General features: G+C 59.3%; 15 protein-coding genes. 1 reads left to right on the forward strand and 14 read right to left on the reverse strand.

Features of this window, described 5'->3' with window-relative positions; translation table 11 throughout:
* Window positions 1-5 precede the first annotated feature (5 nt).
* From fliI to D5269_RS11080, 14 genes are all read right to left on the reverse strand, one after another.
* A complete protein-coding gene (gene fliI / locus D5269_RS11015) occupies window positions 6-1,325 on the reverse strand; it encodes a flagellar protein export ATPase FliI (RefSeq protein WP_243126840.1) in 1,320 nt (439 codons plus the stop codon).
* Window positions 1,326-1,764: 439 nt separating this feature from the next.
* On the reverse strand, window positions 1,765-2,496 hold the full coding sequence (locus D5269_RS11020) for a FliH/SctL family protein (protein ID WP_016317867.1): 732 nt from the start codon (window positions 2,494-2,496) through the stop codon (window positions 1,765-1,767).
* Entirely contained in the window at window positions 2,489-3,502 is a 1,014-nt protein-coding gene (gene fliG / locus D5269_RS11025) for a flagellar motor switch protein FliG (RefSeq protein ID WP_120485869.1), read from the reverse strand. The genes D5269_RS11020 and fliG overlap by 8 nt, the downstream gene beginning before the upstream one ends.
* Window position 3,503: 1 nt before the next feature.
* A complete protein-coding gene (gene fliF / locus D5269_RS11030; protein WP_120485868.1) occupies window positions 3,504-5,096 on the reverse strand; it encodes a flagellar basal-body MS-ring/collar protein FliF in 1,593 nt (530 codons plus the stop codon).
* A gap of 34 nt (window positions 5,097-5,130) precedes the next feature.
* Window positions 5,131-5,445: a flagellar hook-basal body complex protein FliE gene (fliE, locus tag D5269_RS11035; RefSeq protein WP_016317870.1), complete on the reverse strand. Its 315-nt coding sequence runs from the start codon at window positions 5,443-5,445 to the stop codon at window positions 5,131-5,133.
* Between the two features lie 563 nt (window positions 5,446-6,008).
* On the reverse strand, window positions 6,009-6,191 hold the full coding sequence (locus D5269_RS11040; protein ID WP_016317871.1) for a type II toxin-antitoxin system RelB/DinJ family antitoxin: 183 nt from the start codon (window positions 6,189-6,191) through the stop codon (window positions 6,009-6,011).
* Window positions 6,192-6,525: 334 nt separating this feature from the next.
* Window positions 6,526-7,008 (reverse strand): hypothetical protein, encoded by a 483-nt coding sequence (locus D5269_RS11045; RefSeq protein WP_016317872.1) that lies wholly within the window; start codon window positions 7,006-7,008, stop codon window positions 6,526-6,528.
* Window positions 7,009-7,053: 45 nt separating this feature from the next.
* Complete coding sequence (flgC, locus tag D5269_RS11050) at window positions 7,054-7,488, reverse strand: flagellar basal body rod protein FlgC (RefSeq protein WP_120485867.1); 435 nt, start codon at window positions 7,486-7,488, stop codon at window positions 7,054-7,056.
* A gap of 1,209 nt (window positions 7,489-8,697) precedes the next feature.
* Entirely contained in the window at window positions 8,698-9,066 is a 369-nt protein-coding gene (flgB, locus tag D5269_RS11055) for a flagellar basal body rod protein FlgB (RefSeq protein ID WP_016317875.1), read from the reverse strand.
* A gap of 2 nt (window positions 9,067-9,068) precedes the next feature.
* Window positions 9,069-9,941, reverse strand: a complete 873-nt coding sequence (locus D5269_RS11060) for a class B sortase (RefSeq protein ID WP_016317876.1) — start codon at window positions 9,939-9,941, stop codon at window positions 9,069-9,071.
* The gene (locus D5269_RS11065; RefSeq protein WP_120485862.1) at window positions 9,938-14,935 is read right to left on the reverse strand and encodes a cadherin-like beta sandwich domain-containing protein; all 4,998 of its coding nucleotides are present in this window, start codon (window positions 14,933-14,935) and stop codon (window positions 9,938-9,940) included. Before D5269_RS11065 ends, D5269_RS11060 begins: the two co-directional genes overlap by 4 nt.
* Window positions 14,936-16,041: 1,106 nt before the next feature.
* Window positions 16,042-16,422: a flagellar export chaperone FliS gene (gene fliS, locus D5269_RS11070; protein WP_016317878.1), complete on the reverse strand. Its 381-nt coding sequence runs from the start codon at window positions 16,420-16,422 to the stop codon at window positions 16,042-16,044.
* A gap of 38 nt (window positions 16,423-16,460) precedes the next feature.
* Window positions 16,461-18,782 carry a flagellar filament capping protein FliD gene (gene fliD, locus D5269_RS11075; protein ID WP_120487218.1) on the reverse strand — a complete coding sequence of 774 codons (2,322 nt, stop codon included), beginning with the start codon at window positions 18,780-18,782 and terminating at the stop codon, window positions 16,461-16,463.
* A 1,214-nt stretch (window positions 18,783-19,996) separates the two neighbouring features.
* Window positions 19,997-20,470: a hypothetical protein gene (locus D5269_RS11080; protein WP_120487329.1), complete on the reverse strand. Its 474-nt coding sequence runs from the start codon at window positions 20,468-20,470 to the stop codon at window positions 19,997-19,999.
* A 245-nt stretch (window positions 20,471-20,715) separates the two neighbouring features.
* On the opposite strand from D5269_RS11080, the gene D5269_RS11085 reads away from it, so the two are divergent.
* Window positions 20,716-21,366, forward strand: coding sequence for a hypothetical protein (locus D5269_RS11085; RefSeq protein ID WP_120487332.1), 651 nt, complete (start codon window positions 20,716-20,718; stop codon window positions 21,364-21,366).
* Window positions 21,367-21,811 lie beyond the last annotated feature (445 nt).

The following is a 21,811-nucleotide window of genomic DNA, read 5'->3' on the forward strand; positions in this document are numbered from 1 at the left end:
CCTGGTTAATTCAGGATTTCCTGCATCTGCGCGACCGTCTCATCAAACCCGACCTTCTCGTCCACCCGCTGCTGGAGCAGCTTGTTGATTGCGTCGATGTGGCGGATGGCCTCGTCAAGCGCGGGGTTGCTGCCGCTCTTGTAGGCGCCGATCAGGATGAGGTCCTGGTTCTCCTGGTAGACCGAAAGCATGTTGCGCAGCTTGCCGGCAACGGCGTTGTGTTCGGGCGCGGCGATCTCGTTCATCAAACGGCTGACGCTGGCCAGCACGTCGATGGCGGGATAATGGTTGCGCATGGCGACCTGCCGCGAAAGCACGATATGCCCGTCGACAATGCCGCGTACGGTATCTGAAATCGGTTCGTTGGTGTCGTCGCCCTCGACGAGGACGGTATAAATCCCGGTGATCGAGCCGCATTCGAAGTTGCCCGACCGCTCGAGCAGCTTGGGCAGCGCCGAGTAGATCGACGGGGTGTACCCGCGCGCGACCGGCGGTTCGCCGATGCTCAGGCCGATCTCGCGCTGCGCCATGCAGAACCGGGTGAGGGAATCCATCATCAGCAGGACGTCCTTGCCCTGGTCGCGGAAATACTCGGCAATCGCGGTTGCGGTGAGCGCGCATTTGGAGCGCATCATGGCGGGGGTATCCGAGGTCGCGACGACCAGCACCGAGCGCTTGATGCCCTCGGGGCCGAGGTCGCGGTTGATGAACTCGACCACCTCGCGTCCACGCTCGCCCACCAGCGCAATGACGTTGACGTCCGCCTTGATGTTGCGGGCGATCATGCCCATGAGGGTGGACTTCCCGACGCCGCTTCCCGCGAAGATGCCCATACGCTGCCCTTTGCCGATGGTGAGCAGGCCGTCGATCGCCTTGACGCCGATCTGCATGGTCTGGCTGATGGGCGGGCGGTTCATGGGGTTGGAGTGGGTGCCGTTGATCGAGTAGCGCGCATCCCCCTCGATGGGGGGGCCGTCATCAAGCGGGTTGCCGATCGCGTCAACAGTGCGGCCGATCAGCCCTTCGCCCATCCGGATGGTGAGCTTTTCGCCGGTAGGCACTACAACGCTTCCAAAGCCGATGCCATCTACGTCTTCGTAAGGCATCAGCTGGATCGAGCTGCCCTTCAGGCCAACCACCTCCGCCAAAACCGAGCGATGGGGGTCCACCATGATGTTGCAAATATCCCCAATGTTGCTGACCAGCCCGGTCGCCTCAACAGTCATGCCGGCAATCTTGCTGATCTTTCCCTGATAAGCGTACAGGTCGTTGAGTTTTACCGCCCTGCGATAGCTCATCAGGTTGTATCCCGGCCGGTAGCTCATCTGGACGCACCCCCTTCCGCGCAAAATCCGGAGCTTTGGAGCCGGTCCCAAGGGGCGCCGCCCCTTGACCCCGCGATTTTTTGAAAAAAATCGAGTAAAACTTTTGTCTCCCAAAAAACCAAAAGTTTCGCCAGCCTTTTCAAAGGCTGCGGTTTCCAAAGGCAGGGCCTTTGGGCGCCGCGCGCACGCGGCGAAACACTTTATCCTATGAAGCGCATTTTTGGGTGATTTGAAAGAATCGAGTAAAACTTTTGTCTCCCAAAAAACCAAAAGTTTCGCCAGCCTTTTCAAAGGCTGCGGTTTCCAAAGGCAGGGCCTTTGGGCGCCGCGCGCACGCGGCGAAACACTTTATCCTGTGAAGCGCATTTTTGGGTGAATTGACGCCCTATGGGCGTCAAGAGGGGCTTTTTGCAAGAGAAAAAGCCCCTTCTTCCCTTGCCTAGTCGATATCCGCGAAGATCTCGCGCAGGTTGGCGAGCTGCACCGGCACCGACGCATCCACAATCGCCTCGGGCGTGTGGACGATGCATCCGCCGGGCGGCAGGTCACGCACCACGACGTCAACCTGCGGGCCGCCCGCCTGCACTGCGAACTCGGTCTGAAGCCGCTCGACCAGTGCAGGCAGCTTGTCGGAAACCTCTACTTCGATCCATTCGGCGTTCTTAATCGAAGAGACCGCCTGCCGGACCAGCTCAAGCAGGTCGGTGCCATCGTCCGCGATCCGCTTGTTGAGGATTTTTTCAGCGATATCTACAGATAAAAGGCGCAGATTCTGTTCATACTGATGGATGAACTCCTGTTGATGCGCCCGCATCTGGTCTAGGGTCTGGCCGATCTGTGCGATGCAGCCGGATATCTGGCCGCACATCTCGCTGTACCCGTCGGAATACCCCTGCTGGCGGGCCTGCTGGCGGATCTGCTCGGCCTCTGTGCCCGCCTGCATGAGGATCTGCGAGCGCTGTTCCTCGGCCCGGCTGACGATCTCGCGGGTGCGGGCCTCGGCGCTTTTGATCGCCGATTCAATCACCATCTGCTCGGTGTCGGACGGGTCAAAGCTGGCCCCGCCCTCCTCGTCGTGCACCGGCGAAGAGACGCGTTTTCTGGGCAGGTCGGGGATTTTGACCACCTGGTCGGAGACCGCCAGACCGCCCCGTTTGATGACGTTAAGCAATGATCTCCTCCCCTTCGCCGCGTGCGATCACGATTTCGCCCGCTTCCTCGAGCTGGCGGATCACGCCGACAATCTTCTGCTGCGCCTCTTCGACGTCGCGCAGACGGATATTATGCAGATACTGGATGTCTGTCTGGATGGTCTCACGCACACGCGAGGACATGTTCTGGAAGATAACCTCTTTGACGTCCTCGTTTGCGGCCTTGAGCGCAACTGCAAGGTCCTTGCTGTCGACCTCGCGGATAAACCGCTGGATCGCCAGGCCGTCGAGGTTGACGATATCCTCGAAAACGAACATGAGCTTTCTGATCTCCTCGGCGAGCTTCGGGTCCTGCTCGCCCAGCTCGTCGAAGACAAACTTCTCGGTGCTGCGGTCGACGCGGTTCATGATGTCCGCGATATATGGTACGCCGCCGACCTCGACCTGGTCCGCAGAGATGATCGAATCGAACCGGCGCTCAAGGGTTTTTTCCACAATGCTGACGATCTCGGGGGAGGTGCGGTCGAGGTTTGCAATCCGCTTGATGACGTCGATCTGCATCGTGCGGGGCAGCTCGGCAATAATCATAGAAGCCTGGTCCGACCGCGCATACGAGAGCACCAGCGCGATGGTCTGCGGATGCTCGCTGGCAAGCGCCATCTGGAGGCTCTTGTAATCCGCCTTGCGGATGAACTCGAACGCCTGGGTCTTGAGGGATTTCGAGAGCCGCTCCATCAGGGAGGCGGCCTGCTCGGGGCCGAACGCCTTTTCGAGCACGTCGCGCGCATAGATTACGCCGCCCTCGTTGATGACCTTCTGGGTGACGCACAGGCCGTAGAAATCCTCCATTGTTTCGCGCACGTCCTCTTCCGAGAGGCGCTGCATCTTGGCGATTTCGAGCGAGAGCATCTCGACCTCGTCCTCGCTGAGATACTTATAAACGTCCGAGGCACGCTGTGCGCCGAGTGAGATGATGACGGTAGCCGCGCGCTGAACCGGGCTCAGGCGCAATTTCTTTTCTGGCATCTCACTTTTCCTCCTTCAAAAGCGAACGGACAAGGTTCGCAGTGATCTCCGGGTTCTGCTCCGCGAAGGCGCGGACCTCTTCCACGATTGCGTCTTCCTTGACATTGACATTTGCAAGCGCCTCAGCCTGCAGGGCAAGCTTGTGCTCGGCGATCTCTTTTTCCATCTGCTGGCGCTGCTCCTCGGCTTCGTCGATGAGCGCCTGTGCTTCGGCATCCTTCTTGCGCTTTTTGCGGCGGCGGATCAGAAGGACGAGGAAGACGATCAGCAGGATCAGGAGGACCGCCACGCCCGAACCGATGATAATCAGCAGGGTATAGTCTGCCGCGCCGGGCACCGGGTTGGCATCGGCCGGTACGGTATCGATTGTGTAGTCGAGGTTGGTGACACGGATGTTTTCCGCGCTGATGTTGGTCCCCTTGGAGACCAGGTCAACCAGCAGCTCCTCCCGCTCGGTGGTAAAGTTCGGGTCCTTGACAACGACCGCGGCGGTCGCACGCTCGAGCACCGGCGCGCCCCGCTCCATCTGGGTCAGGACCTCGCTGATCGAATAGTCAACGCTGCTCTCAAAATTGGTGATCGCATTGTCCCCGTTGCCGGCGGTGTTGTTGCCGTATTTGGGGAAATCGGTGTTGTTCTCTTCTCCGACCAGCCCTTCCGCCGGGACGGTGCCGCCCTGGGAATACCGGTCCTCATAATGGTTGATAACGCCCTTGCCGTTGTCCTCGGGCACATACTGTTTCTGCTCGGTGCGCAGGGTTTCGAAGTTGAGCACCACCTTGACCACCGCGGTTACGCCGTCCGGGCCATAGGTCGGGGTGAGCAGCCGCCGGATATTGTCCTCGATGCTTTTGGCGACCGCCTGTTCCAGCTCCAGCTGCTTGGTGCTGTACTGGTTGGTGTCCGGGTCCTCGGTGCCCAGCACTTCCAAACCGGTACGCCCGTCGATCACGACGACATTATCGGCTTTCATGCTTGGAACCGCATAGGCAGTCAGGTTTTTCACCGCCTGCACCCGTTCCGGGGTCAGCTCGAAGTCCTCCCGCATCCGGATGGTGATTGCCGCCGATCCTTCCTGCTGTTTCTGCTGATCCCATATATAGTTGCTCTCTTCGGCAATGTTGAAGGAGACGTCCGCATACTCAACCCCGGTCTGGGCGAGCAGCAGCTGCCGCATCCGGTCCTCCATCTGGAACTTGAGGGTTGCCTGCTGTTCCAGCTCGGTCTTGGTGAACCCCGAGTTGTCGAGGAAGAAGTTATAGTTCGGGGAGGTCGGCTGGTAGCCGGCGCCGGCCAGCTCAAAGGTCAGCGTCTCCCACTGGGCTGCCGGTACAACCAGCTCACCCTTCCGGTTGATCTCCGCATCCACCTCCCGCTCCCGCAGCAGCGCATAAACCTGCTGGGTTTCGGATGTGGACATCCCCGGGAACAGGACCCGGTTGTCCTCCGGCTTGGCGTTGAGCATAACGGTGGCAGCCAGCGCGATCAGCAGGATGCCGGCCGCGCCCGAGATGATGCCTATTTTCTGCTTTTTGGAACGGTTCGCCCAAAAAGCCTTGATCTTTTCGATCCACTCTTTCAATTTTTCTTTCATTCCACTTGCCCGCTCTTTTCATTTTGGAATACGATCAGACCTGCATCGACATAATTTCCTTATAGGAGGTGACAGCCCTGCTCGTCAGCTGGACCGTGGTCTTGACCGCGCTTTCCAAAACCGCGGCATTTATCATAATGGTATGCAGGTCGGCCCCATTTGCTCCCAACGCCAGGTCGAGCGCATCCTCGTCGGCCACCTGCTGTGCCTGCTCAAGTGTTTTCAGCGATTCATTGAACATCTGTGCAAACGAGCCGCCCGAGAGGTTCTGCTGCTGGGGGGCCGCTTCCCCCTCGCCGGTTCTCATCCCACTCATCCGCTCCAGACGGTTCATTGGTACAATAAACATGCTCTCACCCATCTCCCTTTTTTCTGCGGGACCGTTCCCGCTTCTGCAATTTCTGCCTGATGTAAAATCTGCCCACTGTAAAAAAATAATCCCGTGAAAACGATATTGCGATTGAACAACCCAGTTATTAGCCGGCAGAAAGCCGCGTATTACGACCTTTTTCGCCTTTTACTCTTTCCTATTATACATAAAAAGAACTGGTATGTAAATATGAAAGCCATGCCCTTTTTTAATTTTTATCCCTTTTGCCTAAAAGCTACCCAAATCTTGTTTCCGAACTGTGAAATAAAACCAATTTCGTAAGACCCTGTCTCCGACATTACAAATTATGCTGGACAGGCCCGAAAAATGACTGGAAAAAAACTGCGCCCAAAGGGGCCGGGATCGGGCTTTTTTCGCCGGTCAACGGTAATTTTGGGACGTCCGCGGCTGGAAAAAACAACGAAAGGCGACCGCAGCGGACCTCCTCCGCTGACGATTGTTTTTTCTGTCCGGGCCGGCGCCGGGAGCATCCGTCCGGGGCATCTTGTCCGGTCTGGCGTCCCCGCGCCGCTGGAGGGCGGCTATTCCTCTTCTGTGTCGAATGGGTCGGAGGAGATTTCAAACGGGATGCGCCGTTCGCGCAGGACCGCTTTGACAAACAGGTTGACCGCAACCGAAGCGTTCAGGCCTACCGACGCACAAAACGCGTCAAACTGCCGCTTGACCTCTTCATCCATCCGAGCACTCAGCGTTGTTTGAGCCATGCAAAAACCACCCTTTCTTCGAGCTATTGTAACACAGTTCGCGCTTTTTTGCAATACAATGTCAGACAAACCTGCAACAAAAAATTTCACCCGCCCCGCGCCGGGCAAACAGCCTGTACAGCGGCCTGAGGGGCGCCGCTATCCCGGGAACCCGGGGCGACGCCCAGAAATTCCCGCCCCGGCAAAAAACTGCCGGAACAGCGTGGCCAGCGCCGTCCCGACAGTCGGAAAAGTCAATGTTATGATTCCGGCGGACCGTCCCGCCTCTTTGCTGGAAGGCCCCCGCGCGGCGCTCTTTCCAAAGGGCCTGTGCAGAATCCGGAACCGGAAGGCCCTAGGCCTGTTCTCCCTCTTTGGCCTTGGCGGCATCCAGCTTGCGCAGGCCCGCCCGGTAGTTGCGATAGATGCGGATTGCGTCCCCCTCGTAATCCAGCCCGAAGTAGGACGGGATCAGGTAGGTAAAGATGTAGTCGAGGCTCTCCGACTGCCCCACCGCAACCATCGTTTCGGTGATGATAACCCCGTTGAGGAACTGCTGGTTGGAGGCGTAGCAGGAGGTAAACAGGTAGTTGTACAAAACCTCCCGGATATTTTCGGGTTTGGAGATCTCTATGGTCAGGTTGACCGCCTTGCGCAGGAACCTGTCCGAAAACCTGACGTGGTCCTGGATCAGCTCCTCCAGCTTGAGCAGCCCGAATTCCCGCGCTGTGAAAGCGATATCGAGCAGAAGCCGGACAGTATCCAGACATTCCATCTTCTGTTCCCGGGTGCACTGGATGTGCTGCACAAAAAATTCCGTATCAATGCCGTTTCTCATTCGTTCTGTAGCCTGCCGCCGGCGCGCGCCGGACCCTCTCCAAGATTATTTGCCGATCTCAAGCGCCTTGAGCGCCAGCGTTTTGACGATCTGTAAAGCGGTGAAGTTGGCGTCATACGCGTTGGCCGCCGCCATCAGGTCGACCCGCTCCTCGGTCATGTTGACGTTCGGGTACATAACGTACCCGTCCTCGTTGGCGTCGGGGTGGGTCGGGTCAAACACCGGGACGAAATCCCGGTCGCTCTCGACGATCTCGGTCACCCGCACGCCCGCGTTCTCCACCTTCGCGCTCGCGTTGTCCAGCGCCGACTGGAAGTCGAACGCCCGCTCCTGGAAGACCACCTGTTTACGGCGGTATGGCTCACCGTTCGCGGTGCGGGTGGTCTTGGCGTTGGTCATGTTTTGCAGGATCGTGTCCATCCGGAACCGTTCAGCCGTCAGCGCCGAACCAACCGTATGCATCGAGTCCAAAAATGACATATCAGAATCCCTCCTTGTTTGTGCAGCGGTGCAGCACCTTACCTTTTTGATAGGTGTGCCGCAAGCAGCACTGGATGCGGGGTATCCGCCCCCGCGCGGCGGTTCTTTCTGTGCAGCGGTGCAGCACCTTACTTTTTTTAAGAGGTGTGCCGCAAGCGGCACTTTATGCCCGGTCCCGTCCGGGTGGTGGTTCTTTTTGTGCAGCGGTGCAGCACCTTACCTTTTTTGATAGGTGTGCCGCTCGCGGCACCGAATGCCCGGTCCCGTCCGGGCGGACGGCTTGTTTTTTGCTTGTGCAAAAAGCAAGATAAAAAGCACACATAAGCGGGGGTTCCACCCCCCTTATGAATTCCCCCGGAATCCGGCCCACCTCAAGCAGAGTGGAAACGACACTCATGTCAGAGCCTGCCCCGACCTGTTTTTTTGGCCAGACAGGCCCCGCCCACTCGACCCGGGCTGGAAGCAAAACGCCTTCGCGTCGGTGCCCGATCGGATAGGACTTCCCAGCCTGCCGGGGAGGGGCATACGGGGAGGGGGCACTGCCCCCTCGCCCGTAAGGCGCATCCTGCCCGAGCGTCGCGCGTAAGCGCGCTTCGGGCTGAAAGCCCGAGAAGCGAAGGGCGTTGTTTTGGTCTGGAACCCAAAACAACATGCGCCCGGTGACCCCTAGCCCGTGAGGCGCATCCTGCCCGAGCGTCGCGCGCAAGCGCGCTTCGGGCTGAAAGCCCGAGAAGCGATGGGCGTTGTTTTGGTCGGGATTCCAAAACAACATGCGCCCGGTGACCCCTAGCCCGTGGGGCAGCCCGCAGGGTCGTCGCGGCGCATGCCGCGCTTCGGGCCGCAGGCCCGAGAAGACCCGAGGAAGGCGCAAGCGCCTGCCCCGACCTGTTTTTTTGGCCAGACAGGCCCCGCCCACTCGACCAAAACTAGAAGCAAAACGCTTTCACGTCGGTGCTCGATCGATTCTGACTTTTGAAACGGCATGCGAACGTCTGGGGGCGAAATAGGGTGCAAGTCAGCCTTGAGCATGAGCGCTCTGCCTGGGGGCGTGGGGTTTTTTAAGGGGCATTGCCCCTTAAATGCGCTTTTCGTCCCTTTTCGCGCATCCGAAAAGGGACCCGCCGCGCGGGGGCGGACTCCCCGCATCCCATGCCGCCGACCGGCGGCATTCCTATTGAAAAGAGCAAGGTGCCGCGCAGCTGCACATCTTTATTTCGCAGTTTGGTCAAGCACGTAGTTCATGTTGGCGAACTGGCCGCTGATCTTGGTGTAAAGGTACTGGGTGCGGACATAGTTCTCGTAGAGCTTCATGCTTTCGACATCCGAATCGACGTTGTTGCCGTCCGGGCGCAGCTCAACCGCGTCATTGGTGTGGATGGTGGCCTGGAACCGGTAGGACCCGCCGACCCCGCCGCCTTTCTCTTTCTCCTTGTGCAGGACCTTGTCGAAGGTCACCGACTTGGACTTGAAGCCCGGGGTTTCGTAGTTGGCGAGGTTGTGCAGGATCATCTTCTGCTCAATCGCCAGGCCATCCAGGCCGCTCTTCATCGCGTTGAACGCCAGAGAATTGTAAAGCATCTTCATCCCTCCGTCTGCGGCTCGGGCGCGGAAACCGCTGCCTGCGCGCCGTCCTTCTGTTTGATCGTCACCTGTTCGGCGAGCGGGCTGTCCTTGGGGAGCAGCCTGCCCATCACCACAAACCGGTGCTGGGTATCCCCTTCCCCGTACTTGATGGTACAGGTGGAAAGGGTAAGGATTTTGTCGTCCGGGCGGACCGTCACCCCATAGTCGTAGATCGACTGGTTTACCGCTTCCTGCGCGAGGGCGGTCAGCTCGTCGCCCGAGAGGTTGGTTTTGATGTAGTCGAGGCTCACATGCGGATAGAACACCGCGAAAATCTCCCACTGCATCGTCTCGCCGAGCACCGTCAGCTCGATATAGGGGTGGGACGCGGCAAACTCCGGGTCGGTGAACTTGAAAAGCTGGGAGAACCGCGGCCCGTCGGGGTTATCCTTCAGGTCGCTGTGCCCGTAGATCACCGTATTGGGGGAAAGGCGGGTGCGCGGGCCGATCGAGTTGGTGTAGTCGGCAAAGTAGCAGCCGTACACATCCTCCTTTTTGCGCTCGGTCCGGCGCAGGTACTCCACATTGTCCATCCCCTGCAAAACGCTGTCGTTGACGTCGGTGTCCGGGATCCGCAGCCATGCGACGGTATCCGGATTCTGGGAGCGCTCATAATTGAGCGCCTCGGCCACATCGACGTCGGTCTGCGGGCGCTTGCGCACCCCCAGCGACGGGGAATTTGGCTGTTGCTGCTGCTGGGAAGAGGCCGCGGACGAAGCCGGGCCGGCCTGCGCCGGGGCGTTGGACGGGAGCAGCTTTTTCACCGCGCTGCATCCGCCCAGTCCCGCCGCCAGCGACAGGGCCAACAGGGTACACAGAAATTTTTTCATGGATTCTCCTCCGGGACGCCCGTCCACGGGTTGACCTTGTTGAAGTCATTGTTGAGCAGGGTATCCTCGCCCTCCACGCCGTACATCAGCTCCGCGCCGTAGATATAGTGCGGGCGGGTGACGATGTAGGTCGAGAAGTGGTCGATCGAAACCGCAAAGGTTCCCTGCGAATTCGCGAGGATCGAACCGTAATAGTCGATCCGCTCCCGGTCCTCGTTGTAGTAGTGCCAGTAGAGGGTGTCGTCGTGGTACCGGTAGCCGAGGTTGAGGTGCAGCGTCGCGGTGCCGGGCAGCATCCCATGGTACGGGAAGTACATCATGACGATCCGGTTGCCGCGCAGGTCGTCATTGCTGCTGCGCCGGTCTATGATCTCCATGATAGCATCTTCCTGCGGGGTTGTAAAGAACATTCTGAAATCAAAGATTTCCTGCTGCGGTACCACGCGGGTCAGGTCGGACGCCTTGAACTCGATCGAGTAGTCGTTGCCCTGGAAGATGATCGTCTTTTCGGGGTATTTTTTCAGCTCCGCAAAGACGTTCGCGTTGACACGCGGGTATTCGTCGATCGCAATGAGGATCACGTCGCCGGAATTCTCAAAGTCGATGTCCTCGACGTCGAGCGGGGTGAGGTTCTTCATATTTTCCTCATCGTTGCGGAACACGCTGATGTTATAGGTCTTGGTGTAGGTTTCGCCCGCGCTCGAGGTCACCACGATCGAGAACTGGTTCTCACCGTCCTGCACCGAAGCCGAATAGTTGCCGTTGTAGTCGCCGATCGAGCGGGTGCCCTGGAAAATCTCCATGGTCGCGTATTTGTCGGCCGGCTTCGCCTGGATTTCCACCTGGTAGCAGTCCTCGGGCACCACGACCTCATAGTCGGTGGTGGCGGGCCGGAAGTCGGGCGTCATCTGCCCGAACCCGGTCTTGGAGCTGAAGCCGATCTCGAAATCGGGGTTCATGTAGCTGTAGTTGACGTCCAGGTATTTCAGGTCGGCATTGGTGGTCTTCTCGATCATGTTCGGGTTGGTGAAGGTGATCGTATAGGTCTCGGTGGTGACGCCGTCCTCGGCAGTGACCACGATGGTGACCGTCTGCTCGACATAGATAATCGCGATCGGGTCGGAGCCGACGCCGCTCGGGGTGAGGATCTCCTCGATCTCGATGGTCGCGTTGGCGTCGTTGGCGGTTGCGGTCACAACCGTATCCACCGCGCCCGCGATCAGGGTCGCCTCATAGTCGTAGGTCGAAGCGGTGAACGGCGGGCGCAGCCCGGCCGGATAAAGCAGCTCGTCAAGCTCGACGTTGGTCGCGGTCAGGTTGCGCAGGCGCGCATCGCTGCTCGGCGCGGCCCGGCGGACCACCACTTTATAGATCGACTCGTGCCCGGGGTTGTATTCCTCGTAATCCTCCGCCCGCACCGTGATCGTGAATTCGGTCTGGGGGTTATCCTCATACCGGTTCAGCTCGTAGTCGCGGGAGGTGGAGCTGCCTTTGGTATCCGCGTCCTTGATCTGGTTGCCCAAGCCCGGCAGTATCCCCATGATGCCCTGGTTGCTCTTAATCCAGATCTTCTGCCCCTCCTGCCCGAGGAACGGGGTGAAATTGACCTTGGTGGTCGAGTAGGGCACGTCGAGGTAATAGGTGTCGTAGTTGTCGCCGCGGAAGTTCAGGCTCAGGTCGTGCTCCTGGTCCGCCTTGTCCTTGCCCTTCACCTTGAGGTTGAGCAGGTCGGAAATCTCGCTCGGGCGCGCCCGGTTGACCTCGATGGTATAATCGGTGAACCAGTCGCTGTCGCCGGGGTCGTTCTTCTGCACAGCCTCCCAGATCTGCTCGTCGGACTTGCCGTACCCGGCCTCCGAAACGACGATCAGGTGCAGCACGTCGGGGAGTTCGTCCTCGCGCAGGAAGTCGATGTCAACCGCCTTCTTGATCGAGAAATCCGAGGTGATGTCCACAAATTTCCGTCCGCCGCCGTTCGGCTTTTTCAGGTTGTAGACGCAGAGGATCTTATAAATCGTGCTGAGCGGGTTCTCGGGGTCGGGGGACTGCGCCGCCTTGATCTGGAGCTTTGCGGCCGAATAGGGCAGGTCCTTAACCACATAGGTCAGCGTGTTCTCGTTGACCGCCGGGGTGTACGGGACCGTCTCCCCATCGAGTTTCGCAAGCTCGAGCATCCCCAGCCCCGAATGTTTGGATGGGTCCGCGCGGCGGATCTGCAATTCGTAGACGCGGTCGGGGTTGGCGAGCGGGTCGTACCGGGTCGCCTCCGACCAGACCTTGATTTTCAGGTTGTAAAGGCCGTTTTCCAGCTGCGGGATGTCGGCGAGCTGGAGCCATTCCTTCTGGCCGAACAGCTGGGTCTTATACTGCTTGAGCGGCGGGTCGAACTCGACTTTTGCGTTCTCGTCGGAAGGGGTGGCGCTCATCCAGATCCAGTCGGTCATGTAGGGGACGGTATAAATCTCCTTCTGCACCAGCGTGGAACCGTCAAACGGGGTGAACAGGTTGGTCGTTTTCTCCTCCTGGTCGCCGTCGCGGTAGCCCTCCACCTTGATGAGGCTCGCGTCGACGCCCGGCGACCGCCGGATGATCTGGAGGATATAGTCCATATGGATGGTGGGGTTCTGCGCGGTGGTGCGGAAGGTCACGGTGATCGGCACCCCGTCGGGCAGCGGCTGGCCCTGCCGGAAGAAGAGCAGCGTGATCCCCTCGCCGATCGAATCGGTGCGGTTTCCGCTCTTGACCTTGGACCACGGGTCGGTCCCGTCGCCCGAATCGCCCTTGTTCAGGAATACCCGGTTGCCGGTTGCGTCGAGATAGTACGCCTGCCAGAGGATATCGACCGTCTGCTGGGCAAGCGGGTGGTTTTTGGTGGGGATGAACTGGAGGCCGGTCGAGGTGTAGGGCACCTCGATGATGTACTGCCCGGTGTTGTCCTTGTCGAACTGCCAGGGATCGGTAGTCGCCGACTCGTAGCCGACCACCTTGCCCTCCTGGTTTTCGATGACGATGGATTTCAGCCGCGCGTCATCGCTCGGGGAGGTGTTGTCGACATCGAGGGTGATAATCCGCGTCAGCGCCGGGTCGTCGACATATTCGCCGGTGGCGGTGAGCTGCCCGTAGTTGATGGTCAGAACCGCGCGGCCCTTGTGCGCGGCCACCAGCTCGAGCGCGATCTTTTTCGGCTCAACGTCCGCCTCCTGCTTGCCGGGGTTGTTCAGCTTGATGCTGGTCCCCTGCTGGATCGCGTCGTCCGCGCGGATCTGCACCACCTCTTCTTCCCCGGTGAAATCCTCTTCGTCGGTCTCCTCCTGGGCGGTGTGCTCCACGTCGATCCGCACATATTCCGCCCAGCCGTTGCCCGAACCCATCATGAGGTTCAGGTCATACTGGTAGGGCTTTTTGGGGTCCCTGTAGCCCGGGATGCCGCCCTGGAAAACGTCCATCTCAAGCCGTTTGTTGCCGGTGAGCGCGGTGTCGATCACCGTTGCGCCCTCGGGGTTGTGGGTCTGGTACTCGACCGTCTCCGGCTTGACCCCCTTGCCGCGGACGATGATCGGGATTTTAATCGTTACATCCGATTGGAAGGTCGCCTTTCCATCCGCAGTGGTATAGGAAACCACTGCGGAGAGGAACCCCTCCACATTTTTTTCCGGCAGTTTTTCTTTGTTCAGGATCACCTGTTGGGTGACCTCGTTCTGTGCGTTGGGGTCGTCGGGCGGCGGCGGGGAGGTGGTCACGACGGTCAGCAGGTCCTCCAGCTGGACGTTCTGCCCGTTGTCGTTGGTGGTGCCGACCGTCCATGCGACGTCGAACTGCGCGTTCCAGTCCTTGATCTTTTTGACCAGCCAGAAATCCTCGGTGATGAACTCGAGCGAGTTGCGCGGGTCGAGGGTGATGTACTGGCTGTCGGTCATGCCGACCTTTTTGCCGTCCTCACGCACACTGGCATCCACCCGCTCGGCAATCTCGTTGACTGCGGTCATCGGCGGTTTGATAGTGAGCGCGAGGGTGTTGGAAACCGGCTTGCGCAGGATGAGGGTGAACTCGGTGCCCTTGCGGATGACATCGTTGGTGTCGGTCGGCGCGGGCAGGAGCGTTGTTGTTGTGTTCCCTTGGTCATCCACTTCAAAGTGCCCGGGCAGCGACCCCCATTTATTCCCGTCCTTATCGGTAACCTCGTTTTCATCATCGGGGTTGCGGTAGCCCTGGTACTGTCCGTAGGGCTTGAAGAAGAACGACTGGTTCCCGGTTTCGGTTGCGACGCCGACCAGCTCGATCTGGAGCTGACCGTCCGGCTGGCGCAGGGCGCGCACATCGGTTACATTCCCGAACACGCCCTCCTTGCTGGCGATCTCGATCCCCATCGCCACGCCGCCGGGCTTCCCGTCGACCGGCTGCTCGCCCCGCGTGACCCTTAGGTGAATTTCACCAAACTCCTGCACGCGGGTGGGGTTGATCGTCGCGTTCTCTTCGGGGATGGCGGGCTGCCCGCTTGGCTTCTGGATGACGATACCAGTCCCGCGCAGGGTATAGTAGTTTCCGTTGAACATGATGGTGACGTCCGTCCCCTTGGGGTCGGGCGGGTAGTCCTTGGAAATCGTCAGCCTGCGCTTGTTGCCGCCCGCGTCGCGGATCACCAGGTCCTCCTTGCCGTTCTCGTTCGGCTTGGGCGCGTTGTTCTGGGCGTCCCAGGTGAAGTTGTCGTTGACATCCTTGGCGTATCCCGCCTTGGTGGTTTCGGTAAAATTCACAATCGTACCGCTGACCGCGGTACGGGTTTCGGTGTCAGTGGGGTTTTTGTCCCACGGGTCCTTGGTAAAGGCCAGCGTCGCGGCCTGCTCGGTCGTAGCGCGGGAGGAATCCCCTGCCGCACGCGAAGAACCGCCCGCGACATTGATCGGGGCCGCATCCAGCTCGAGCGAAAGCCCGGACGAGACGCCCGCAGCCATCACGAACGCCAAACAGAAAGCCGTTATTTTTTTCCAGCTCATATCTATATTACCTCACAACCATCCAGATTCCGCAGGGATGCGCCCCTCATGCACCCTGCATTTTTGCATCCGGCCAGAGCACCGGAAAACCGTCCCTTGTTTTCCGGCGGCGGGAAAACCCGCTGACGCACCAGGCAGCCCCTTGGCCATCGGGTCCGAAGCAAGACCGCTTGGAGCGGCCTTTTGCGGCAAAAACCACCGCAGGCTCGAAACCGGCCAAAAAGCTGCCTTCAAGCCATCTGATTATACCTTACATTACACTTTTCGACCGCCTGCCGCAAAACACAAGTCCGGGCGGGAGGTTTTTTTGTCCAGCTGCGCAGCACCTTGCCTTTTTAAGAGGTGTGCCGCGAGCGGCACAGGATGCCCGGTCCCGTCCGGGCGGACGGCTTGTTTTTTGCTTGTGCAAAAAGCAAGGTAAAAAGCACACATAAGGGGAGTACCCCTTATGTATCCCCCGGAAGGGTGCCCGCCTTTGGCTGGGCGGAAGGGACACGCATGTCAGTGCCCGCCTCTACCTGTTTTTTGCCCAGACAGACCACGCCCACTCGCCCCGGGCTGTGCCGCAAAACCCCTCTACACTCTGCCCGATCAGGTCGGAAGGGTTCCATCAAATGCGAACGCCTGGGGGCATCCGAGGGTGCAAGTCAGCCCTGAGCATGAGCGTTTGTCTGGGGGCGCGGGGTTCTTTAAGGGGCGTCGCCCCTTAAATGCACTTTTGGTTCCTTTTCGTGCATCCGAAAAGGGACCCGCCGCGCGGGGGCGGACACCCCGCATCCCCTGCCGCCGGAAGGCGGCATTCTTCTTAAAAAGGTAAGGTGCTGCACCGCTGCACATCTCCCACCATCGCCTGGGGGCATCCGAGGGTGCAAATCAGCCCTGAGCATGAGCGCTTGTCTGGGGGCGCGGGGTTCTTTAAGGGGCGTTGCCCCTTAAATGCACTTTTGGTTCCTTTTCGTGCATCCGAAAAGGGACCCGCCGCGCGGAGGCGGATTCCCCGCATCCCCTGCCGCCGGAAGGCGGCATTCCTGTGAAACAGGCAACGTGTTGCGCAGCAATACAAAAAAGCATCCCCCCGGAAAATTCCGGGAGGATTGCCAAAAACATCAGTGTTTTCTCGCATTGCGGTCCGCCTGGATGAAAGCGTCCCGCAGTTCTGTGACCAGAGGAATGACCTCCTCGATCAGTTTGGGGTCTTTTTTGAGGTTGGCCTGTACCGCCTGCCGGATGAAATAGTCGTAAAAGGCATCCAGCTCAGCCGAAATTTTGTACTGATGGTCAAGAGTCGCCCGCAGATGGTTGAGAATGCGCTGGCCCTTTTGCAGCGCCCGATTGATCTCGGTGATGTTCGGTTCCGGCTCGCGCATATACATTGCCGCGCCGCTGAACTGCTTGATGATCTCATTATAGAGCTTGGTGAGCATCTCCCCCTGCGTCATGGTCATAACCGACTGCTGCTGGTATTTCTGGTAGGGGTTCACTGGCATTCGTTTCCTTCACCTCGTTATTCTAAACTCACTCTGTTTTAGTAGCCGAACTGCTGGGAAAGCCATGCGCTCTGGGAGCTCATCTGGGAAACCAGCTTCTCCATTGCGTTGAACTTGCTCCAGTAGCGGTTCTTCTCCAATTCATATGCATTCTTCAGGTTCTTGATCTTCTGCTCGATCTCGCTCAGGCGCTGGTTATAGTCGCTCGAAGCCTCGCTTGCGCCGCCCTTGACGCCCGCGATCTGGACCAGTGTACCCGGGCTGCCCGAGCTGGTGTTTGCCACGCCGTTGAGGATATCGTTCATCTTGTTACCGATGCCGTCCTCGCTGGTGAACAGCTTGGCGACCTCGTCGGGGTTGCTCTCGAGCGCCGCGCGCAGCTTCGCTTCGCCATCCGCATCCATGAAGAGCTTGCCCTTCTGGGTATAGTCGCCGGTGTCGATCCCGAGGTCATACAGCGCGTAGGCCGAATCCGCAGGCCGCTCGTAGAGCACCGAACGCATGGATTGCAGGAAGCTCTCGAGCACGTTGTCGCGGCGAAGCAGGCCGGTCTTGGCCTTCTCTTCCCACTTCTCGATCTCCTTTTCGGTCATCTCTTTTTTCTGTGCATCGGTCAGCGGGGCATAATCGCGGTATTCCGCATCCGCATCGACCAGCCCGTTGATCTTGTCGAGCAGCGCGTTATACTCCTCGATGAAGCCCTTGATGCCGTCTACGATCTGGTCGGTGTTGCGGTTGACGGTGAGCGTCTCCGCCTGGTCGGTGGTGTTGGTAAAGGTCATGGTCAGGCCGTCCTGGCTGATGGTGTTGCTGTTGCGCGCCATCGCCACCCCGTCAAACTCGAAGATCGCGTCCTTGCCTTCCACAAAATTGCCGATGCGCACAGCGCCGCTGTCGGGATCCTGCACCGAAGCCCCCCCGTCAATATCGGTGGTATAGGTGGTGGTGCTGCCATCCGCGCCGAATACCGATGCCATCAGGCTGCCGGTGGTGTCCTGGATGTCGATCTTAAAGCCATCCCCGCTGTTGTTTGCGGTGAGCGAGAAGGTGCCCGAGTTGGACTGGTAGGTCATCGTAACACCGGCGCCGCTGTTATTGACCGCGCGCATCATCTCCGAAATGGTCATGTCCTTGTTGACCTCGATCGTTTTGCCGTTGATCGAGAAGCTGGCCTTGCCATCCGCGTCGAACGCGTCCTTGAAGTACATGCCCAGGTCGCCGCCGATGCCGATCCGGTTGCTTTCGCCGTTGAGCACGCCGAGCGTGGTCTGGTTGGCGTTGTCGCCCGAGATCATCACAGTGCTGGTCTTATACTGGGTAGACAGCTTGAACCCGCCGGTGGTGTCGTCCATAGACATCTGGACCTTGCCCTCGCCGAACGCGAAGTCAACCTGCTCCTGGAACTGCCGCTGGATCTCCCGGCGCTGTGCGGCTTCGTCCGCCTGCTCCATCACCTTTTCCATATCAATCTTGACGGTGGTTTTCGCGCCGTCGTAGGTGATGTCCACATTGAAGGTGACGTCGCCCTCTGTTTTCGGTGCATTCGCAGCGGTCATGGTGCCGTCCTTGCCGAGGGAAGCGCCGGCAACCAGGCCGGTCATCGCGAGGCCCTCGCTCGAGGAGGAGGTCAGGACCTTGATCTCATCGGTATACTTGCCCTTGTCATCGGTGTTGGTGCTGGTGATGACCACTTTGCCGTCCGTATTGACGGTCGCACTGATCCCGTCAAACTTGGAAAGCGCCTCGTTCAGGCGGTCTGCGATCTGCTGGGGGGTCGGGTACTCGACTTTGTTGTCAGCGGCATTCTCCTTGACAAGATCGCTGAAATCCACGTCGACCGACTTGCCGTTCACCGAAAGCGAGACGGTGCGTTCCTCGGCGAGCGCGTCCTTCATGGCAGTCTTGTACATCTCCGAGATGTTTGCAGTGCCTTCCAGGTCATGCTTGCCCGCAGCCGAGGTCGAAGTGACCTTGGACGCGGTCGCGAGCTGCGAAACCTTGACCGAATGGCTCCCCACCGCGGCGGAGCTATCCACCGACGCGCGGATCGCAGAAGAGGTGGACGCGATGCTCATCGCATTGAAAAAGGATGGGCTCATCAAGCTGGTGCTGGAAAAATCGCTGAAGCTCTTTTTGAAGAACTTGCTCTGGAAGCTGTTGATCTGGGTGATCAGATCGCGGTAGATCTCCTGTTTCCAGATGGTCTGCTGTTTCAGAGCATTCTGCTTGTCAATCTTCGCCTGGGTCCCGGAGAGCAGCGCTTCGACCATGCTCTCGGTGTCCATCCCGGACGCCATGCCTGAAAAGCCTTTATTGCTGCTCGGGTTATTTACGTAACTACTGGTAGAATTCACATTCATATTTCAGACCTCCGATGCTGCATAAATTGCTTCTATTAAAAATAATCGTACAAAATGCCCCAAACTAAAGGGACTTGTTTAAAAAGTGTGCAGCGGTGCAGCACCTTACCTGTTTAAGATGTGTGCCGCAAGCGGCACCGGGATGCGGGGTATCCGCCCCCGCGCGGCGGATCCCTTTTCGGATGCACGAAAAGGGACCAAAAGTGCATTTAAGGGGCGATGCCCCTTAAAGAACCCCGCGCCCCCAGACAAACGCTCATGCTCAGGGCTGATTTGCACCCTCGGATGCCCCCAGACGATGCTGGGAGATGTACAGCGGTGCTGTACCTTACCTTTTTTGAGAAGTGTACCGCAAGCGGCACAGGATGCCCGGTCCCGTCCGGGCGGACGGCTTGTTTTTTGCTTGTGCAAAAAGCAAGGTAAAAAGCACACATAAGGGGGAAGCCCCCTTATGTATCCCCCGCGCCCCCAGACAAACGCTCATGCTCAGGGCTGATTTGCACCCTCGGATGCCCCCAGACGATGGTGGGAGATGTACAGCGGTGCAGCACCTTATGGCAGCATCCGTTTGGCCCCAGCCCAAACGGATAGGCGCTCGCGCCTTCCTCGGGTCTTCTCGGGCCTTTGGCCCGGACTGCGAGCCGCAGCGAGCGTTTCGAGGCCAACCGCCGCAGGCGGCTCTTAGGCCGAGATCGCGGCATCCGCCGCGACGACCCTGCGGGCTGCCTCACGGGCGAGGGGTCACCGGGCGCATGTTGTTTTGGGTTCCAGACCAAAACAACGCCCTTCGCTTCTCGGGCTTTCAGCCCGAAGCGCGCTTACGCGCGACGCTCGGGCAGGATGCGCCTTACGGGCGAGGGGGCAGTGCCCCCTCCCCGTATGCCCCTCCCCGGCAAGCTGGGAAGCCCGACCCGATCGGGCACTGTGTAATGGGGTTTCGCGGCACAGCCCAGGTCGAGTGGGTGGGGCCTATCTGAACAAAAACAGGTTGGGGCGGGCACTGACATGCGCGTCTTTTCCGCCCTGCTGGAGGCGGGCAGCGTTTTGGGGGATACGTAAGGGGGACACCCCCTTACGTGCACTTTTGGTACCTTTTCGTGCATCCGAAAAGGTACCCGCCGCGCGGGGGCGGATTCCCCGCATCCTCTGCCGCCGGAAGACGGCAGTCCTATTTAAAAAGGCAAGGTGCTGCGCAGCTGCACAAAAAAGCTCCCCTAGGCCCTCCCCAGCTGCGAGCCGGGATAGCCGCCGCGCGCGCCCATCGAGCCGTAATATTTCGCGGCCTGGGCGCCCTGCCCGCGGTTGGACTCCCGGATCAGGGAAAGGGTGCGCTCCCGCACCTCCTCCAGCCGGGTGTGCAGCTGGATATTTGCCTCCCGCAGACGCAGTCCCACCGCGTCGGAGGCGCGTGCCGCGTCATAGAACTGTGCGGCCCAGCCCGGCAGCTCCCCGCGCGAGGCTGCGGGATCGAGCGCGCGCAGCAGGACCGGCTCCCCTGCACCGTCGCAGAACCCCCTGACCTGTGCTTCCAGCTCATCCACCCGTTCGATCAGCCTGCCGCGCTCCTCCATCCCTTCTTCGAGGTCGTCATCCTCACAGGTCAGCATCCGGAGTGAGACCTCTTCAAACCGCTCCAGCAACTGCTTTTTTTCGTCGAGCAGGCGGAGCAGACCGTCATATTCCTTCATAAAAACCTCTCGCTTTCCTCTGTATTTTTTTGGCCGAAGCCCTCTATACAAACTCGGATTTTTGTATTATAATCGAAGTATCCGGAAGGAGCCTTTTGCGGCCCTTCCAGGTCTGCGGACCCTGTCAAAGCGCGCTGGCGCTTCTGGCCCGCCGCCTGAAAATCTGACTACACCATCCGAACGGATGGGCTGCATCATCGCGGGAGGCGTCTCCCGCTTTTTGTCATAAAAAGGAGGAACCTGCCTTGAGCTATAGCAAAAGTGATCCGAAATTTCCCGGCGTCATCAAGACGCTGGATGACCGCCTGGTCGAAAGCGGCACCATTACAGTCTCTCAGGAGAACAAAAGCGTGGAATTCCGCGGGGAATTCGTCCCGCTTTACAACCGCGGGGAACATCTGAAGATCGTACGCACCCAGGACGGTGTTGAGGTGATCAGTTATACCGGGGAGGTCTACCTGTCCTCGCCCCAGATGCTCCGGATTGTCTCGATCACCGAAGAGATGCTGCCCGGCGCGCGCAGCGTGTTCCTCTATGACGTAGACCTTCCCGCCAAGCTCCAGGCTGAACTGACCCGCCCGCCAAAGGGCAAGTTCGGCCTGTTCCACCGCAAGCCCCAGCCCCATGAAGAGGTTCTGGACGTGCGGGTCCACGCGGTTTCGCTGCGGCAGATCAAGTTTACCACCGAGGAGCTGCTCGACGAAACCCAGCCGCTTTTGCTTTCGCTCGAGGAACCGCGCCTCCAAAAAGTCCAGCTCACCATCAACCATATGATCGACCTGGGGCAGTCCAAACGCGGGTATAAATGCTCGATCGCCAGCATCGACGCCGCCTCCCGCTCCAACCTCGAAAGCTACATCAGCTACCTGAGCACCCAGAACAGCAGTTTCCGGTAGATTTGTGCAGCTGCGCAGCACCTTGCTTTTTTTGATAGGTGTGCCGCAAGCGGCACCGGGATGCAGGGTATCCGCCCCCGCGCTGGGGTTCTTTTTGTGCAGCGGTGCAGCACCTTACCTTTTTTGAGAGGTGTGCCGCAAGCGGCACCGGGATGCGGGGTATCCGCCCCCGCGCGGCGGGTCCCTTTTCGGATGCACGAAAAGGAACCAAAAGTGCATTTAAGGGGCGACGCCCCTTAAAGAACCCCGCGCCCCCAGACAAGCGCTCATGCTCAGGGCTGATTTGCACCCTCGGATGCCCCCAGACGATGGTGGGAGATGTACAGCGGTGCTATACCTTACCTTTTTTGAGAAGTGTGCCGCAAGCGGCACCGGGATGCCCGGTCCCGTCCGGGCGGACGGCTTGTTTTTTGCTTGTGCAAAAAGCAAGGTAAAAAGCACACAT

It is taken from the genome of Anaerotruncus sp. 1XD42-93, assembly GCF_009917605.1.
Classification (GTDB): Bacteria; Bacillota; Clostridia; order Oscillospirales; family Ruminococcaceae; genus Anaerotruncus.